The following is a 17,410-nucleotide window of genomic DNA, read 5'->3' as shown; positions in this document are numbered from 1 at the left end:
GACGAACGAGGGGGCAATAGAAAACGGCCGCGCCTCTTGCGGGGCGCGGCCGTCTTATCGCGAACCGACCTGGGGGGAGTTCAGGTTCAGCGATACTGTTGCAGTCGTGTGGTCCGCAGCCCGGCCAGACCGTGGCGATCGATCGACTTCTGCCAAGCGAGGAACTCTTCGGACGTCAGACCGTAGCGGGCCAGCGCGTCGTCCAGGCTGAGCAGGCCGCCGCGGACCGCGGCGACCACTTCGGCCTTGCGCCGGATCACCCAGCGCCCGGTGTCGGCCGGCGGCAGATCGGCCAGGGTCAGGGGCGCGCCGGTCGGACCGATCACATAGGGCTCGCCACGGCTGTTCGTTCGGGTCTGCTGTTGTTGCAACATGGCTTTACGCCTTTCCCACCATCATCGTTGGGGCAGACAATAGGCCGGCTGACATAACAGCTCGTGAATCGCGATAGTGAAAATCGGAGTAACCATTCACTCCCCCATGTACTGAAATGATACAGTTAGAGAATTCAGTGGGCGTTAACCTTCGCTAAATCCCAGTTACTCTCCAAGTTATCGGCGCATACTGATAAGTTCATCCAACATCTGATCGGCGGTGGTGATGATGCGCGAGCAGGCGGAATAAGCTTTCTGCGTCGTGATCAGGCCTGTGAACTCGGCGGACATGTCGACTGTGGAGTTTTCGAGGGTCGAGGGGGAAATAGCGCCGGCGCCGCCCTGGCCCGCCTGCTTGATCACATACTCACCGCTGTCGATGGTCGCGCGGTAGGAGTTGCCGCTGACGGCCTGCAGCCCATCGGGGTTGGCGAAGGTGGCGACCCCGATTTTGGCGATCTGCCGGACCTGGCTGTTGTCGAAGATGGCCGAGACGACCCCAGCCTCATCGACCTCGACGCCGACCACCGTGCCGACCGTGGCGCCGTCGGGGTTCACCAGGCGGACGGTCGAGGCGTTGGCGTACTGGGTCAGCTTGTCCAGGTCGAAGGTGATGTTCTGAGCGCCGACGCCCAGGCCGTCGTCCCAGCGCGGCGTGCCGGCCGTGCCTGACGCCGCCAGGCTGATGGTCGGGGCCGCGCCAGCCGCGCCGAACAGGGTGGTGTTGTCCAGGTCGATGGTGCCGTCCTGGTTGAACATGACGATGCCCGAAGCGATCTGGCCCGAGGGGCCGCCGGTCACATCGGCCGCAGGGATGGCGAAGATTTCCGCATGCCACTCATTGGGGTTGGCCGAGGAGCGCAGGAAGCTCATCGATACCTTGTGGGTGCCGCCCATGGTGTCGACCACGTTCATTTCGATGCTGAAGTCCGGCTGGGTGCCGGTCAGGGGATCGGAATTCTCTTCCCAGTCGGCCATCGAACGGGTGGCGGCGTCGTATGTGCCTTCGGCCGCCGAGATGGTCTGGCGCTTGTCCAGATTGGCGTTGATGACGACATTGGCCGTCGCCTGCACCGCCGAGCCGAGGTTCTTGACGTTGATCGAGTCGAGCTCGGTCAGGTCGGACGGGTTGTAGTTGATGGTGCCATCGGCGGCGATCGGCCAGCCCTGCAGATAGAACCCGGCGTCGTTGCGCAGGTAGCCGTCGGAATCGACGCTGAACGATCCGGCCCGGGTGAAGACCCGCTTGTCGGCTTCGGTGAGCCCCGCGCCCTTTTCGGTGACGATGAAGAAGCCGTCGCCGGAGATGGCCAGGTCCGTCGAGGAGTTGGCGCTCTGGATCAGGCCCTGCTGGCTGATGTACTGGCGCGTCAGGCCCTGGACGCCGCCGGCGCTGTAGCGCCCCGTCACGGCCTGGGCCGTGACGATATTGGCGAAGTTCACCTGGTTTCGCTTGTAGGCGACGGTGTTGATGTTGGCGATGTTGTCGGAGATCGCCGCGAGTGCGGAGGAATTGGCGGTCAATCCCGACACGCCGGCGAGCATGGCGCTGTTGATACTCATGGGGGCTTACCTTCTCTAGAGGTTGTGGGGGGGACTCGGACGGACCCTTTCAGGATGGCTCTCAGGCCGCCTGCGCCGGGGTCTCTTCGTCTTCGCTGTCGTTGCTGGGATTAGGGGTCGGGGTGGTGTTGGCGGTCGGCTCGCTCGGCAGGCCGATGCTGCTGATCGTCTGCCAGAGGGCGCGGCTGCCCCCGATCGTCACATAGGTCTGTCCGTCAACCTGCTCGACGGCGCGAACCAGGCCCTGGATAAAGGTGTTGTGGCCCACCGTGGCGCCGACGGAGTCGGTGGCGGTGATGCGCAGGGTGTAGGCCCCGCCATCGGCCAGCTGGGCGCCCAGGACGTTCTTGCCGTTCCAGCTGAACTCGTGCTCGCCGCCCGCGACATTTTCCAGGGCCTGGACGTGGACGATGGAGCCCTTGTCGTCGAGCACCTCGATCTTGACGCTCTTCGCCTCGCGGTCGAGGCGATAGATCCACTCGGCTTCGCCCTTGGACAGGTTGGCCTTATCGGTCGCCGCCCGAACCTCCTTGCCGATCAGGCTGACGGCGTCGGCGACGCCGTCGCCGGCCGAACCCACCAGCTGTTTCAGAAGGTCGTTGGTCAGCAGCTGCTGCTCGACCCCGGTCATCTGCACGATCTGCTGGGTGAACTCGCCGGAATCCATCGGCGAGAGCGGGTCCTGGTTCTTCATCTGCGTCGTCAGCAGGATGAGGAAGGTGTCAAAGCTCTCGGCCAGCCGCTGGGTCCCTGCATTGGTCCCGGAGTTGGCCGCGGCGTTCTGGTTGGTGACGGAATCGACCATGGTGGTTCTCTAAATCCGGAGGTCCACGCCGGTGGGTGACCGGCGTTGCTGGTAGAGTCTGGCGGCGACCGCGGCGGTTTCGGCCTCGTCGGCGACGCCAAGGGCGTTCTGGAAAGCGCGGCCCTGCCAGGCCTCCCGGTCGGGCGCCTGGTCGGCGAACTGGCCGCCGCCGCGACCATCCTGCGGCGACTGGAAGGACAGGCCGCCGGAGATGTCGAAGCCAGCCTGTTCCAGGGCCCGCTGCAGATCACCGGCCCGGCCGCGAAGTTCGGCCGCCGCATGGGGATTGTCGAAGGCCATGGCCGCGGTGAGCTTGCCCTGGGAGTCGATATCGACACGCACGTCCACGCGGCCGAGGCCTTCGGGCGTCAACTGAATGTCGAAGTGGGTGTTGCGGCCCTGCAGCTTGCGCGACACCTGGGCGGCCAGATCGGCCACCGTGGCCGAGGTGGCCGCCACGCGGGCGGCCTCGCGCGCTTCGAGGTGGGCCGCCGAGGCGTGAGCCGCCGTAGACGCGCTGGACTGGTCGGGGGAGTCGAGGTGGGCTGAGGTGTCCAGGGTCTCGACGTCGGTCGGCGCGGCGTCGCCCGCGGCGGGCTCGATCGCCGCGGCCAGCTGTGCCGTAGCCTCAGGCTTGGGGGCGGCCGGGCCGGGATTGGGCTGGATCAGGGTGAAGGCGTTCGGCTTGGCCTGCTCGACAACGGTGTTGGGCTTGGCGTCGCCAGCCTTGGCCGCGGTCGGTTGCGCCGGGGCGTCGTCTTCGGCGGCCGCGCCCTCGACAGACTCCGTGGTCTGGGTCGCCTTGACGCTGGTGGCCGAGGCCGCGACGGCGGCGGTCATCAGCGGCTGGGCTGCGGCGGTGACGCTCGCCTGAGCCGCGGCAGGGGCCGCCGGTGGCGGGGCAGGTGCGGCTTCAGCCACGACCGGCGGCGCGGCCGGGGCCGGCGCCGGGCGCCGATCCGCAGCCTGGGCGGCCTGTTCAACGGGGGGGCTGCTGACGGGCGGCCCCGCGTCCGTGGCTTGCGCCGGACGCGGGGCGGCCTCGGCGGCCGTCTCCATGGCGACCGGACGCTGAGGAGCCGTCTCGGCCGCCGGCGGGGCGGTGTCGGGGGTCTCGACCGGGCGCGCGTCTATCGCTGCGGCCAGATCGGCTTCGACATCCGCAGCGGGCAAAGGCTGTTGCGGCTCGGCGGGCGAGGCGACTCCCGCAAGCGCAGGGTCGATGACGGCGCCTGGCCCCTCGCCTGGACCCATGATCGGGACGGGCGGGGCGGGCGTCTGGGCCGCCGCCGCCAGCAAGGCGGCCTCGGCGGTCATCGCCTCGGCGTCGTCGTCCGGGGGCGTGATCTCGCCCTGCGGGGTGTCTTTCGAAGCGAGGGCCTTGCCCTTGGTCCCGGGTACGACCGGCGCCTGGCCCTGCGCTTCGGGGGTGTCGCCCAGCAGGGCCGACAGCAGGGTGCTGAAGGCCGAGGCCGCCTGGCCCGACGCATCGGGCGCAGCCGCGCCGCCGGCTCCGGAGACGGCGGGGGGCGGAACGGCGATAAGCGGCAACGAAAACGACATCAGGACCAGCAGGCTGGGCGCAGAAGCAATTGCGCCGGACATGGGGAGAGGGGGGCGCCTGCTGCGCCGGGGTGTTCGACACAACTTCAGCAACCTTCACGCCAGTTTCGAACCGCCATCCAAGCCTATGATTAAATGAGATAAATTTCCGGAGCGTCGTTCCGGCTGTCGCGCTGACGCAGGCGGAACTTGCCCAGTCGACCGATCGTGGCCCGGACGAGTCTGCCGCCTTTCAAAAGGGTTACCGAGCAGGGCGACGCGGGCTGGCGCCAGACTTGCGACCCTCAGGTTGTCTATTCCGGGCCCTGAATGGGTCGGTATTGAAAAGGTTGGGTTTTTCCGGACCCTCGCGTGCGCGTTCACTCTATGCCCGGCAGAATGCGCCGGGCGCCGCAGCGAGGATTGCCGGGTGGAAGGTGAAGGCCATGTCGCTGACAGCGGTCCTTAAGACAGCCAATTCCGGCCTGGTGGCGTCACAGGTCGGACTCCGCGCCGTCTCCGACAACATCGCCAACGTCAACACCCCTGGCTATGTCCGCAAGACCGTGGACCAGCAGCAGCTTGTGGTCGGCGGCCGCGGGATGGGCGTCGAGGTCTCCGGCGTCAAGCGGGTGACCGATCAGTACCTCCAGCTGGCCAGCCTGAGCTCGTCCTCGGAGGCCGGGCGCTGGGAGGCTGTCGCCCAGTATATGGACAACGCCCAGTCCCTGTTCGGCGACCCGTCGGGGGACAGCTTCTTCTTCGGGCGGCTGGACGACATCTGGAGCGCCTTTGCGGCGACGGCCAACGATCCGTCATCCAGCCTGCTGCGCAGCCAGGCGCTCTCCACCGTCGAGGACTTCCTCAACGAAGGCGCCCGGATCAACAACTCCCTGCAGGACCTGTCCCGGACGGTCGACACCCAGATCACCGCCAATATCGACCGGGCCAACGATCTGCTCGACCAGATCAACAAGCTGAACGCCGACATCAGCCGCGCCAAGATGGTCAATGCCGACGCCTCGGGCTCAGAGAACATCCAGAGCCAGCTGGTCGACGAGCTGACCACGCTGATGAACGTCCAGGTCTCGGCCCGCCCCACCGGCGGCCTGATGATCCGCTCCACCGAAGGGGTGATGCTGGCGGGCGACGGGGCCGCGGTGCTGGCCTATTCGCGCACCGACAGCACCAAGGGCTACATCACGGCGATCACCACGGCAGGGTCGGGGATCGCCAAGCCGATCACCATCACCGGCGGAGAGCTCCGCGGCCTCCTGGATCTGCGCGACGACAAGTTGCCGGGCCTGTCGGACCAGCTCGGCGAGTTCATGAGCCGAGCGGCCGACGCCATCAACGCCGCCCATAACGGCGCCAGCACCGTGCCGGCCCAGGCGAGCCTGACCGGACGCTATACGGGGCTCGACCTGCCGACCGCGGTCAGCGGCTTCACCGGCGCCACCACGGTCGCCATCGTCGACGCCGCCGGTCAGCTGACCCGCCGGGTGGATATCGACTTCAGCGCCGGGACCATGAGCGTCGACGGCGGGCCGGCGGCGGCCTTCACCCCCGCCAGCTTCCTCGCCGACCTCAACGCCAGCCTGGGCGCGACCGGATCGGCCACCTTCACCAACGGCGCGCTCAGCCTGTCGGCCGCGGCCGGCGGGGTGGCGATCGACGAGGGGACCTCCAAGAAGGCCGGGCGAGGCTTTTCTCACTTCTTCGGCCTGAACGACATCGTCCGCTCGGACGGCGTCACCAACTATGACAGCGGCCTGGCCCTCACCGACGCCCATGGGTTTACGGCGGGTGATCAGATGGTCCTGCGTCTGGCCCAGGCCGACGGCAAGCCGATCCGCGATGTGACCGTCACCGTGCCGGCGGGCGCCACCATGGCCGATCTGGTCAACGCCCTGAACAGCAACACCACCGGCGTCGGGCTCTATGGCCAGTACAGCCTGGACGCCAATGGCGCCCTGGCCTTCACCGGGTCTGACCCCTTCTACGCCACAGCCTCGGTGGTGCAGGACAACACCTCCCGCGGCGCCGGCGGTCCCTCGATCAGCGAACTCTTCGGCCTGGGGGTCACCGAGCGTACGAGCCGGGCCAACCGGCTGCAGGTGGCCTCGGCCTTCATCGCCGACCCGATGAAGATCGGCCTGGCCAAGCTCGACCTGTCCATGGCGCCGGGCCAGCCGGTTCTGACCCCTGGGGACGGTCGCGGCGCCCTGGCCCTGGCCAATGCCGGCGACGTCGTGACGCGGTTCTCGGCGGCCGGCTCCCTGGGGGCGGTGAACATGACGCTGTCACGCTACGCCTCAGAATTCGGCGGCTCGGTCGGCCGGGAGGCCGCCGCGGCCGACACCCGCAAGCAGAGCGCCCTGGCGGTTCAGACCGAGGCTATGAACCGCCGGCAAGCCGTCGAGGGCGTCAATCTCGACGAGGAGCTGGTGCGAATGACCACATATCAACAGGCCTTCAACGCTTCGGCCCGCATGATCCAGGCGGCCAAGGAATTGTTCGACGTCCTGACCAACATCGTCTGAGGACCATCACCATGGTGAGCCGCGTCTCCACCGGCGGAAACTACAGCGCCGTCCTGGCCAATCTGATCGCCGCTCAGCAGCGCCAGACCGACGCCGGGGAAAAGGTCTCGAGCCAGAAGAACGGCTCGGATCTGAAGGACTATTCCCGCAACGCCGAGATGCTGACGGCGATGCGATCCATCGACACGCGACTGGCCGGCTATACCGACCAGAACAAGCTGGTCAGCGACAAGCTGATCACCCAGGACTTCGCCCTCAACCAGGTGGCCGACGCCGCCCAGACCGCCCGCCAGGCCATCGCCGAGGCCATCGCCAGCGGCCGGGTCGATACCCTGATGCAGGACATGCAGGGCGCCTTCCGCAACGGCGTCGAAGGGCTGAACAGCCGCTATGGCGGCAAGTACCTGTTCGCTGGCGGCCAGGTGGACACGCCGCCGTTCTCGGCCACGACCCTGAGCGACCTGACCATCCCGGCGACCAATGTGGCCGACTATTTCCACAACGACACCTTCATCGCCCAGGCCAAGGTGGACGACTCCACCCTGGTCAATACCGGCTTCCTGGCCGACGCCTTCGGCACGGGCATGATGGAGGCCTTCAAGGCGATGCAGGCCTTCCATGAGGGGGCCGACGGTCCCTTCAGCGGCAATCTCACCGACGCCCAGCGGACCTTCCTGGAGAACCAGCTGCAGGTCTGGGACGGCATCTACAACGACCAGATCAACACCGCTGGCCGCAACGGCATGGTTCAGAGCCGCGTGGAGGCGGTGAAGGAAGACCTGATCATCCGCACCAACAGCATGAAGAGCATGATCGGCGACATCGTCGACGCCGACATGACCCTGGCCATCTCCAACCTCGAGCAGGCCCAGATCTCCGTGCAGGCGGCCGCCCAGGTCTTCATCGCCCTGAAGGAAAGCTCGCTGCTCAACGTGTTGAGGTAGGGCCCTCAGTCCTCAGTCCATACCGTGGCGGGCTTGCTGGACAGACTGTGGAAGGCGACATAGGCGTGATCCATGGGGCTGCCGACATAGCTTGGCCTGGAGATCATCTGCTCGAGCCAGGCCTTGGCGTGCGGCCGAAGAACAGCAGGTGGGGCAGCAGGAAGGCGTCTGCCAGAGTCATCTGACGCCCAACCAGATAGCCGCCGTCCGCCACGGCGTCGCCGATCAGCAGCATTTGCAGACGGAGCGGGTCGCGGGCGGCCTGCAGGAAGGCTTGATCCACCTCGAACCCCCAGTTCGGACGCACCAGGCGCTCCTTCATGAAGCGGTTCATGATCGGGAACACATAGGCGTTGACCAGACTGATCCAGCGCAGAACCTCGGCCTGGCCAAGTGCGTCGGAAGGCTGAAGGGGCGGGCCTTCGAAGGCGCGGTCGATATAATGGGTGATGGCGAGGGTCTCGTAGAGGATGACCTCGCCGTGCTGCATCACCGGCATCTTGCCGAACGGGTGGAGCTGCAGATGGGCCTCTGAGCCAAGGACCAGGGGGTTCAGCTCGTAGTCGATCCCTTTTTCGTCGGCCGCCAGCATGGCGGTCCACAGATAGGCGCTGCCGGCCATCGAGTGAAAGATAAGCGTCGCCATGGGCTGTCTCCCCGCCGTGGCCAGCATTGCCGGCGTCCGACGGCTTGGCCTTGTCCCCGATCAAATCGCAGGGCCATGCGGCCAAAGAGAACATCTTGCGAACATAGAACAAAAAGCGTACGACTGAGTCCTGGCCGCGCGAGCCGGGGATCGCCCCGGTCGGCCCGATGGAATCATGGGATAAGGGGTCCCCTCAAATGGCACAGTCGGCGTTGAAACTCGTGGGTAAAGAAGAAGGCGACAAGCAGCGCGCGCTCGAGGCGGCGCTGTCTCAGATTGATCGGGCCTTCGGCAAGGGCTCGGTGATGAAGCTGGGGGACAAGGGCAAGATCGTCGAGATCGAGTCCTATTCCACCGGCTCCCTGGGTCTGGATCTGGCGCTCGGGATCGGCGGCCTGCCCAAGGGGCGGATCGTCGAAATCTATGGTCCTGAAAGCTCGGGCAAGACGACGCTCGCCCTGCATGTGGTGGCCGAGGTCCAGAAGGGCGGCGGCACCGCGGCCTTCGTGGACGCCGAGCACGCGCTCGATCCGTCCTACGCCCACAAGCTCGGCGTGAACCTGGACGACCTCCTGGTTTCGCAGCCCGACACCGGCGAGCAGGCCCTGGAAATCACCGACACCCTGGTGCGTTCGGGCGCCGTCGACGTCATCGTCATCGACTCCGTGGCGGCGCTGACCCCGCGGGCGGAAATCGAAGGCGAGATGGGCGACAGCCTTCCGGGCCTGCAGGCCCGACTGATGAGCCAGGCCCTGCGCAAGCTCACCGGCTCCATCTCCAAGACCAAGACCCTGGTCATCTTCATCAACCAGATCCGGATGAAGATCGGCGTCATGTACGGCAGCCCGGAGACCACCACCGGCGGCAATGCGCTGAAGTTCTACGCCTCGGTGCGCCTGGACATCCGACGCACCGGCTCGGTCAAGCAGCGCGACGAGATCGTCGGCAACAATGTCCGGGTCAAGGTGGTGAAGAACAAGGTGGCCCCGCCGTTCCGCGAGGTCGAGTTCGACATCATGTATGGCGAAGGCATCTCCAAGTTGGGCGAGATCATCGACCTGGGGGTCAAGGCCGGCGTGGTCGAGAAGTCCGGCTCCTGGTTCTCGTTCAACAGCCAGCGGATCGGCCAGGGTCGCGACAATGTGCGGGAATTCCTGAAGGCCAATCGCGACGTGGCCGATGAGATCGAGAAGGCGGTGCGCGGCGCCACCTCCAAGATCGAGGAAGAGCTGCTCGTGGGCGGCCCCGACGACAAGGACGACTGACCTCGCAAGGGGGCTCCCAAAAGCCCCCGACCGAGGGCCTGTCACAGGACCTCCGCAGGCTGCGCCGCGCCCAGGCCGGACACCCCCGCCGATATGCGTCCGGTCCTATCAGGACCCCAACGCGGCGCCTCGTTTGCGGAGGAGGACGCCCTGGCCCGCCGCCAGGGCGTCCTTTTTCTTTGCGCAGGCCGTGGACTCCCGTAAACGACCGGCAAAATTCCCCTGCGCGGCGGAGCCTGCGCGCCCTATATGCAAGCCATGTCCAGCCTGAACCAGATCCGCAGCACGTTCATCGACTTCTTCAAGGGTCGCGATCACCTGGTGATCCCCTCGGCGCCCCTGGTGCCGCAGAACGATCCGACGTTGATGTTCGTCAACGCCGGCATGGTCCCGTTCAAGAACTACTTCACCGGCGCCGAGACGCCTCCAGCGCCCCGCGCCGTGTCGGTGCAGAAGTGCGTCCGGGCGGGCGGCAAGCACAATGACCTGGACAATGTCGGCTATACGGGCCGCCACCAGACCTTCTTCGAGATGCTGGGGAACTTCTCCTTCGGCGACTATTTCAAGGAAGGCGCCATCGAACTGGCCTGGGAGCTGATGACCAAGGACATTGGTCTGGACCCCGCGCGCCTGATGGTCACGATCGCCCCTGACGACGACGACGCCGCGGCCCTGTGGCGCAAGATCGCCGGCCTGCCGGACTCCAGGATCGTGCGCCTGGAAGAGAACTTCTGGTCCATGGGCGACACCGGTCCCTGCGGCACCAATACCGAGATCTTCTACGACCACGGCGACCACGTCGCCGGCGGCCCGCCCGGCAGCCCGGATGAGGACGGCGACCGGTTCGTCGAAATCTGGAACCTGGTCTTCATGCGCTGGGAGCAGTTCGCCGACGGCACGCGCAAGGACCTGCCCAAGCCGCAGATCGACACCGGCATGGGGCTGGAGCGGATCACCACGGTCCTCCAGGGCGTCCATTCCAACTACGACACCGACCTGTTCCGCACCCTGATCGCGGCCAGCGAAGAGGCCACCGGCGCGGCGGCGCGCGGCGAGGCGCGGTTCTCGCACCAGGTCATCGTCGACCATCTGCGCTCCACCAGCTTCCTGATCGCCGACGGCGTGTCGCCCTCGAACGAGGGCCGCGGCTATGTGCTGCGCCGGATCATGCGCCGGGCCATGCGCCACGCCCACATGCTGGGCGCGGCCGAACCCCTGATGCACCGCCTTGTGCCGACCCTGGTGTCGGAGATGGGCGAGGCCTATCCCGAGCTCCGCCGGGCCGAGGCGACGATTTCCGAGACCCTGCGCCAGGAGGAGGAACGCTTCCGCCGCACGCTGGGCCGGGGCATGAGCCTGCTGGAAGAGGCCACGGCCGGGCTGGCCGAGGGCGGCGAGCTGCCGGGCGAAACGGCCTTCAAGCTCTATGACACCTATGGCTTCCCCCTCGACCTGACCCAGGACGCCGTGCGCGCCATGGGTCTCTCCGTCGATCTGGCCGGTTTCGATGCGGCCATGAAGCGCCAGAAGGATCAGGCCCGCGAGGCCTGGACCGGGTCTGGCCAGGTGGCGGCGTCCGGCGAGTGGTTCGCCCTGCGCGAGCGTCTGGGTCCGACGGAATTCGTCGGTCACGACACCACCGAAACCACCGCCAAGGTCCTGGCCCTGGTCGAGGCGGGTGCAGAAATCCCCCGCGCCGAGGCCGGCCAGACCGTCCAGGTCCTGTTCGACCACACGCCCTTCTATGGCGAGAGCGGCGGTCAGGCGGGCGATCTCGGCGAGGTTGAATGGGACGGGGGCCAGGCCCGCGTGCTCGACACCCAGAAGCAGGCCGGCGACCTCCACGTGCATGTGATCGAGGTCACCGACGGCGCCCTGGTCGCCGGCGCGCCGGTTCGCCTGGCCCTCGACGCCGAGCGGCGCACCGCCACCCGGGCCAACCACTCGGCCACCCACCTGCTTCACGCGGCCCTGCGCAATGTGCTCGGCCCGCATGTGAGCCAGAAGGGCCAGATGGTCGACGGCGAACGCATCCGCTTCGACTTCAGCCACGGCCAGCCGGTGACCCTGGAGGAGATCGACCAGATCGAGGCCGAGGTGAATGCGGTGATCCGCCAGAACCTGCCGGCGGAGACCAAGAACATGGCCCCCGAAGAGGCCATCGAGGCCGGGGCCATGGCCCTGTTCGGCGAAAAGTATGGCGACGTCGTCCGCGTCCTGACCCTGGGCCGGGCCCTGGATGGCAGCGGTCCCTATTCGGTAGAGCTGTGCGGCGGCACCCATGTGGCGCGCACCGGCGACATTGCCCTGTTCAAGATCGTCTCCGAAAGCGGCGTGGCCGCGGGTGTGCGCCGGATCGAGGCGCTGACCGGCGAGCCGGCTCGCCGCTGGTTGCTGGACCAGGCCCTGGTGTCGCGCCAGCTGGCGGAGCTGTTCAAGACGCCGGTCTCCGAGGTTCTGGGCCGGGTCGAGGCCCTGGAGGCTCAGCGGCGCAAGGCCGAAAAGGAGCTGGCCGACGCCAAGCGCCAGCTCGCCATGGGCGGCGGCGGCGCGGCCCAGGCGGGGCCGGAGGAAATCGCCGGCGTCCAGGTGCTGGCGCGGGTCATGGACGGCGTCGGCGGCAAGGATCTTCGGCCTATCGCCGAGGAGTTCAAGAAGCAGATCGCCGACGGGATCATCGCCCTGGTGGGGGTGGCCGACGGCAAGGCCGCCGTAACCGTTGCGGTGACCGGCGCGGCCAAGGATCGGTTTAACGCCGCCGACCTCGCCAAGGCCGCGGTGATCGCCATGGGTGGCCAGGGCGCGGGCGGCCGGCCCGACTTCGCCCAGGGCGGCGCCCCCGATGGCGCGCGCGCCGAGGAAGGCCTTGCGGCCCTGAAGGCGGCGATCACCGGCTAGGCCGGCCGCCGCCTCTGGGTCTTACGCTCTGGCCCGAGCTTCAGGCCGGCGGCGTGCGCACGCAGGCGAGCTTATTGCCCTGCGGATCGCGGACATAGGCGGCGTACCAGCCCTCGCCATATTGCGGGCGAAGGCCGGGGGCGCCCTCATCGACGCCGCCGTGGGCCATGGCCGCGGCGTAGAAGGCGTCCACCACCTCGGGCGTTGGCGCATAGAAGCCCAGCATGACGCCGTTGCCGGCCCGCGCAGCCTGGCCGTCGAAGGGCTTGCAGACCCAGAGCGTCTGGCCGGACGGGTCGCCCTCTCGGCCATAGCCGGTCCAGCCTTCGAAGGCGTAGAGCTGGCTCAGGCCCAGAGGAGCCAGCACGGCGTCATAGAAGGCGACCGCAGCGGGCAGGTCGTCTGCACCCAGGGTCATATAGCCCAGAACCGGGCCGGCGGCTCCGGCGGTCGGCGGCGTGGTCATCTGATCTCTCCCATCCTCTCACCCGCCTGAACGGCGCGGCGTCGATGGTATGAACATAACAAGAACATTCTAGCGTAGGAAGTGGGCGGCCAGGGTCAGGGTCAGCGCGCTCAGCACCGTGCCGGCGATCACCGCCTCGGCGGCGCCGCGGGCGAAGACGTTCAGGGCGCGGGTCTGGATAAAGACGTTCACCGCCGTAGGGCAGGCCGCCAGCAGGGTGGCGACCGCACGCATCGCCGGATCGACCCCGCCGAGGCCCAGGACCAGCCAGACCAGCACAGGCGCAGCCAGGAGCTTCAGTCCCAGGGCCATCCCCAGGGGCCCGAGGGCGGCGCGGTCGGGCCAGGCGCCCTCTCGCCCGATGAGGCCCCCCAGGGCGATCAGGGCCACCGGGCTTGCCGTCGCCGCCAGCAGGCCGAGCCCCTGGTCGACAGGTCCGGGCGGCCGCGTTCCCGTCGCCGACAGGAGAAGGCCGCAGCAGGCGCCGAGCACGGTGGGATTGGCCAGCACCCGGCGCAGCGCCGCGCCCACGCCCACCGAAGCGGCGCCGGTCTGCAGGATGGCCACGGCGAGGCCCATCAGCACGATGAAATCCACCGCCACCAGGGCCGCGGCCTGGGGCCGGACGGCCTCGCCCAGGACAGCGACGGCGAGCGGCGCCCCGAGGAAGGCGGTGTTGCCGATGGCCGCCGCCATGGGCAGGCCGGCGGCGCTCTGGCGGGGCAGGCCCAGCCTCAGGGCCAGGCCCCAGGCGAACAGCAGCACTGCGGTCAGGCTAAGCCCATAGAGGCCAAGGGCTGCGGCCTGGCTCATATTCGGCGGCGGGGCGTCGCCCAACCAGTGGATCAGCAGGGCCGGGAAGCCGATCCAGAAGGTGTAGGCCGACAGCCCTTTCGCAAGCCGCGGCCCAAGCAGGCCGAGCCGGCCAGCCAGGGCGCCGGCGGCGATGATCGCGAAGAAGGGCGCGATGCGCGCAATGAGGTCCACGTCTCGAAGGTCCGGCCAGGCCTCAGGCGTCTACGCGCTCGGGCAGGCGCACATGCACCAGCTTCCACTGGAAGAGGGCGGTGCGCTGGAAGGTGAGCACGCTGACCTCGGCCGGCTGGCCTGGCGGGTGGACGGCGAACCGGGTGCGGTTGATCCCCCAGTAACGCAGGCTGGGCCAGGGCTCCCGGATCGGCGCAGCCTGGCGGCCAGCGCCCTCGGCAGGCGGGGGCTCAGGCGGCGCGGCGCCCGGCTCATAGCCGCGGACCACGTCATAGAGCCCGGCCGGCGTCAAATAGGGCTCCAGGCGGGCAGGGGCGGGCGTGAGGGGGGCGAGCGGTTCGGCGAAGGGCTCCAGGGCTCGGCGCATGGCGCCCATGGGGTCGCGCCAGATGTCGGGCGCCTCCGTCGCCCCGGCGACGCGCTCTGGGGGCGGCGGCTCGCGAACCTGGTCGCGCAGGCTGGTGCGCAGGGCCCGGAAATCCACCATCTCGGCCAGGCCCGCCACATCCTGGTCCCGCGCATTGGCCTTCAGGGCGCGATAGGCGAACCAGGGCGCAGCGGCGAAGGCTAAGGCGAACAGCACGAGACAGACAAGGAAGATCTGGAAGAGCTGGCGTTTGACCATGGGCCGGTCGGGTCCCCTCGGCCAAGCTTTGCGGGTTGTGCGACACGCTTAACATGCCTGAAGTCGGGCCGCCATTTGCCTGGCCCCGCGAGAGTCGGGCGCGAGGCTCCCTGAGGAGCCTAAGCTTGACCTATGCGTTTCCGACGCCATGGGGGCCCGATTACACAAGCTGGCGCACGATTTGCGGACGACCTTCTGGGTCGTACCCTCGGTGCTGGTCGGGCTCGGCACGGCTGCCGCGTTTGGCGCGGTGGCGGCCGAGGGCGCCGACTGGATCCCCGAGGCGCTGAAGGCCCTGCTCTACCAGGGCGGCGAGAGCGGGGCCCGGACCCTTCTGGGCGCCATCGCCACCTCGACGATCGGGGTCACGGGCACCCTGTTCTCGATCACCATCGCGGCCCTGACCCTGGCGTCCAGCCAGATGGGGCCGCGTCTGCTGGACAACTTCACCCGCGACCGGGGCAACCAGGTGGTGCTGGGGGTCTTCCTGGGGGCCTTCGCCTACTGCCTGGTGGTCCTGCGGCAGGTTCGGGGCGGGGAGGACGACCTGTTCGTGCCTCGCCTGGCGCTGGCCGGCGCCATGGCCCTGGCGGGGCTCTGCGTGGTCCTGCTGGTCTATTACGTCCACCACATGTCGACGCGGATCAATATCGACACCGTGATCGACCTGGTCCGCCGCGAACTGTTCGCCGCCCTGGACAAGCTCACCCTTGAGGAACCGGAGCCCAACAGCCTCAGTCCTGCAGACCTCGATCTCGACTGGTCGCAGGCCCGCCCGATCACCGATCGTCGCAACGGCTATCTGCAGGAGCTCGATGTCGAGTCCCTGGCCGCCTGGGCGCAGGAGGCTGGGGCGCGGGTGCGTCTGCTGGTCCGGCCGGGCGACTTCATCGTCGCCGGAGGCTGCGTCGCCCTGGTCCACCCGCCGGGCGCCGAAGGCGCCGATGAGGCCGTCGAGCGGGCCACCGCGCTCGGCTCAAAGCGAACCTCGGGCAGCGATCTTGAATACAGTGTGCGCCAGCTGGTGGAGGTGGCGGTGCGCGCCCTGTCGCCGGGGATCAACGACCCGATGACGGCCATCGCCGTCCTGGACCAGTTGGGCTCGGCTCTCTGCCGGGTTGCGCCGCGCCACTTTCCGACCGGAGTCACCATTCTGGACGGACGGGTGATCCTCGTGCGGCCGGTCAGCGACTATGCGGGCCTGGCCGACGCCTGTTTCGACATGATCCGCCAGAACGGCGCCCAGGCGCCGGCGGTGGCGATCCGCATGCTGGAAATCCTCGCCCTGGTGGCCGAGCAGGAACGCGACCCGCATCGCCTGGCGGCGCTTCGCATCCATGCCGACAAGGTGGTGTCGGACGCGCGAAAGCTCATGGCCAACAAGGCCGACCTGCGCGACCTGATGGCCAGGCGACGCGCCTTTGGCGCGGTCGCCGCCCATGGCGGTCCGGCGCGGCGCGCCGAACCGTAGGGAATGGGCCTTAGCCTCGGGCGGCCAGGGCCTTGTCGAGATTGACCGCCACCTTGTCGATGAAGCCTTCGGTGGTCAGCCAGCCCTGGGTGTCGCCGACCAGCAGGGCCAGGTCCTTGGTCATCGAGCCGCTTTCGACGGTCGAGACGCAGACCTCTTCCAGGGTCTTGGCGAACTTGGCCAGGGCCTCGTTGCCGTCCAGCTTGGCCCGATGCTCCAGGCCGCGGGTCCAGGCGAAGATGGAGGCGATGGAGTTGGTCGAGGTGCTCTCGCCGCGCTGATGCTGGCGATAGTGGCGGGTGACGGTGCCGTGGGCAGCCTCGGCCTCCAGCGTCTTGCCGTCCGGGGTGATCAGCACCGAGGTCATCAGGCCGAGCGAGCCGAAGCCCTGGGCCACCTGGTCGGACTGCACGTCGCCGTCATAGTTCTTGGCCGCCCAGATGAAGCCGCCCGACCACTTGAGCGCCGAGGCGACCATGTCATCGATCAGGCGGTGCTCGTAGACGATGCCGGCGGCCTTGTACTTCTCGGCGTACTTGGCTTCGTAGATCTCGGCGAAGATGTCCTTGAAGCGCCCGTCATAGGCCTTGAGGATGGTGTTCTTGGTCGAGAGATAGACCGGATAGTTGCGGTTCAGGCCATAGGCCAGGCAGGCCTCGGCGAACTCGCGGATCGAGTCGTCCAGGTTGTACATGGCCATGGCCACGCCCGAACCCGGATAGTCGAACACCTCGCGCTCGATGACGTCGCCGCTCTCGCCTTCCCAGCGGATGGTCATCTTGCCCTTGCCCGGCACCAGGAAGTCGGTGGCCCGGTACTGGTCGCCATAGGCGTGGCGGCCGACGATGATCGGCTGGGTCCAGCCGGGGATCAGGCGGGGTACGTTCTTGCAGATGATCGGCTCGCGGAAGACGACGCCGCCCAGGATGTTGCGAATGGTGCCGTTGGGCGAGCGCCACATCTGCTTGAGGCCGAACTCTTCAACCCGGGCTTCGTCCGGGGTGATGGTCGCGCACTTGATGCCGACGCCGTATTTCTGGATCGCCTCGGCGGCTTCGACCGTCACCTTGTCGTCGGTCTTGTCGCGATACTCGATCCCCAGATCGTAGTAGGCGATGTCGAGGTCGAGATAGGGGAAGATGAGCTTGTCCTTGATCATCTTCCAGATGATCCGGGTCATCTCGTCCCCGTCGATATCGACGACGGGATTGGCGACTTTGATCTTGGCCATAGGCGAGGCGCGCTCCGTGGCGGAATTGAGGGGTTGAGGCCGTATACAAG

14 protein-coding genes are annotated in these 17,410 nt (G+C 67.8%); 5 read left to right on the top strand and 9 right to left on the bottom strand.

Translation table 11 applies throughout. From position 1 onward, the window contains the following. Positions 1-86: 86 nt before the first annotated feature. The 4 genes from Q8L83_RS05955 to Q8L83_RS05940 form a co-directional block, all read right to left on the bottom strand. Positions 87-374: a DUF1153 domain-containing protein gene (locus Q8L83_RS05955; RefSeq protein ID WP_305285372.1), complete on the bottom strand. Its 288-nt coding sequence runs from the start codon at positions 372-374 to the stop codon at positions 87-89. 177 nt (positions 375-551) lie between these two features. Next, positions 552-1,937: a flagellar hook protein FlgE gene (locus Q8L83_RS05950; RefSeq protein WP_305285371.1), complete on the bottom strand. Its 1,386-nt coding sequence runs from the start codon at positions 1,935-1,937 to the stop codon at positions 552-554. A gap of 61 nt (positions 1,938-1,998) precedes the next feature. After that, positions 1,999-2,742: a flagellar hook assembly protein FlgD gene (locus Q8L83_RS05945; RefSeq protein WP_305285370.1), complete on the bottom strand. Its 744-nt coding sequence runs from the start codon at positions 2,740-2,742 to the stop codon at positions 1,999-2,001. Positions 2,743-2,751: 9 nt separating this feature from the next. Then, the gene (locus Q8L83_RS05940; protein ID WP_305285369.1) at positions 2,752-4,347 is read right to left on the bottom strand and encodes a flagellar hook-length control protein FliK; all 1,596 of its coding nucleotides are present in this window, start codon (positions 4,345-4,347) and stop codon (positions 2,752-2,754) included. 383 nt (positions 4,348-4,730) lie between these two features. Here Q8L83_RS05940 and flgK point away from each other — a divergent pair, with 383 nt between their 5' ends. Continuing rightward, on the top strand, positions 4,731-6,827 hold the full coding sequence (flgK, locus tag Q8L83_RS05935) for a flagellar hook-associated protein FlgK (protein WP_305285368.1): 2,097 nt from the start codon (positions 4,731-4,733) through the stop codon (positions 6,825-6,827). Between the two features lie 11 nt (positions 6,828-6,838). Then, entirely contained in the window at positions 6,839-7,771 is a 933-nt protein-coding gene (locus Q8L83_RS05930; RefSeq protein ID WP_305285367.1) for a flagellin, read from the top strand. A 103-nt stretch (positions 7,772-7,874) separates the two neighbouring features. Here Q8L83_RS05930 and Q8L83_RS05925 read toward each other — a convergent pair whose 3' ends face one another. Beyond that, positions 7,875-8,417, bottom strand: a complete 543-nt coding sequence (locus tag Q8L83_RS05925; protein WP_305285366.1) for a glutathione S-transferase family protein — start codon at positions 8,415-8,417, stop codon at positions 7,875-7,877. Between the two features lie 197 nt (positions 8,418-8,614). Here Q8L83_RS05925 and recA point away from each other — a divergent pair, with 197 nt between their 5' ends. After that, entirely contained in the window at positions 8,615-9,682 is a 1,068-nt protein-coding gene (recA, locus tag Q8L83_RS05920) for a recombinase RecA (RefSeq protein ID WP_293320976.1), read from the top strand. 258 nt (positions 9,683-9,940) lie between these two features. Then, on the top strand, positions 9,941-12,580 hold the full coding sequence (alaS, locus tag Q8L83_RS05915; protein WP_305285365.1) for an alanine--tRNA ligase: 2,640 nt from the start codon (positions 9,941-9,943) through the stop codon (positions 12,578-12,580). Between the two features lie 40 nt (positions 12,581-12,620). Here the strand turns inward: alaS and Q8L83_RS05910 are convergent, their stop codons facing one another. The 3 genes from Q8L83_RS05910 to Q8L83_RS05900 all read right to left on the bottom strand — a co-directional run bounded on the left by Q8L83_RS05910 (position 12,621) and on the right by Q8L83_RS05900 (position 14,658). Next, positions 12,621-13,046, bottom strand: coding sequence for a VOC family protein (locus Q8L83_RS05910; RefSeq protein ID WP_305285364.1), 426 nt, complete (start codon positions 13,044-13,046; stop codon positions 12,621-12,623). A 69-nt stretch (positions 13,047-13,115) separates the two neighbouring features. Continuing rightward, positions 13,116-14,033: an AEC family transporter gene (locus tag Q8L83_RS05905; RefSeq protein WP_305285363.1), complete on the bottom strand. Its 918-nt coding sequence runs from the start codon at positions 14,031-14,033 to the stop codon at positions 13,116-13,118. Between the two features lie 22 nt (positions 14,034-14,055). Next, positions 14,056-14,658 carry a DUF2939 domain-containing protein gene (locus tag Q8L83_RS05900; RefSeq protein WP_305285362.1) on the bottom strand — a complete coding sequence of 201 codons (603 nt, stop codon included), beginning with the start codon at positions 14,656-14,658 and terminating at the stop codon, positions 14,056-14,058. A 148-nt stretch (positions 14,659-14,806) separates the two neighbouring features. On the opposite strand from Q8L83_RS05900, the gene Q8L83_RS05895 reads away from it, so the two are divergent. Beyond that, positions 14,807-16,129 (top strand): DUF2254 domain-containing protein, encoded by a 1,323-nt coding sequence (locus Q8L83_RS05895; RefSeq protein WP_305285361.1) that lies wholly within the window; start codon positions 14,807-14,809, stop codon positions 16,127-16,129. Between the two features lie 10 nt (positions 16,130-16,139). Here the strand turns inward: Q8L83_RS05895 and Q8L83_RS05890 are convergent, their stop codons facing one another. Next, positions 16,140-17,360 (bottom strand): NADP-dependent isocitrate dehydrogenase, encoded by a 1,221-nt coding sequence (locus Q8L83_RS05890; RefSeq protein WP_305285359.1) that lies wholly within the window; start codon positions 17,358-17,360, stop codon positions 16,140-16,142. Positions 17,361-17,410: the final 50 nt, after the last annotated feature.

The organism is Phenylobacterium sp. (assembly GCF_030680185.1).
In the GTDB taxonomy this organism is placed as follows: domain Bacteria; phylum Pseudomonadota; class Alphaproteobacteria; order Caulobacterales; family Caulobacteraceae; genus Phenylobacterium.
This window is presented reverse-complemented; position numbering and strand designations above follow the sequence as displayed.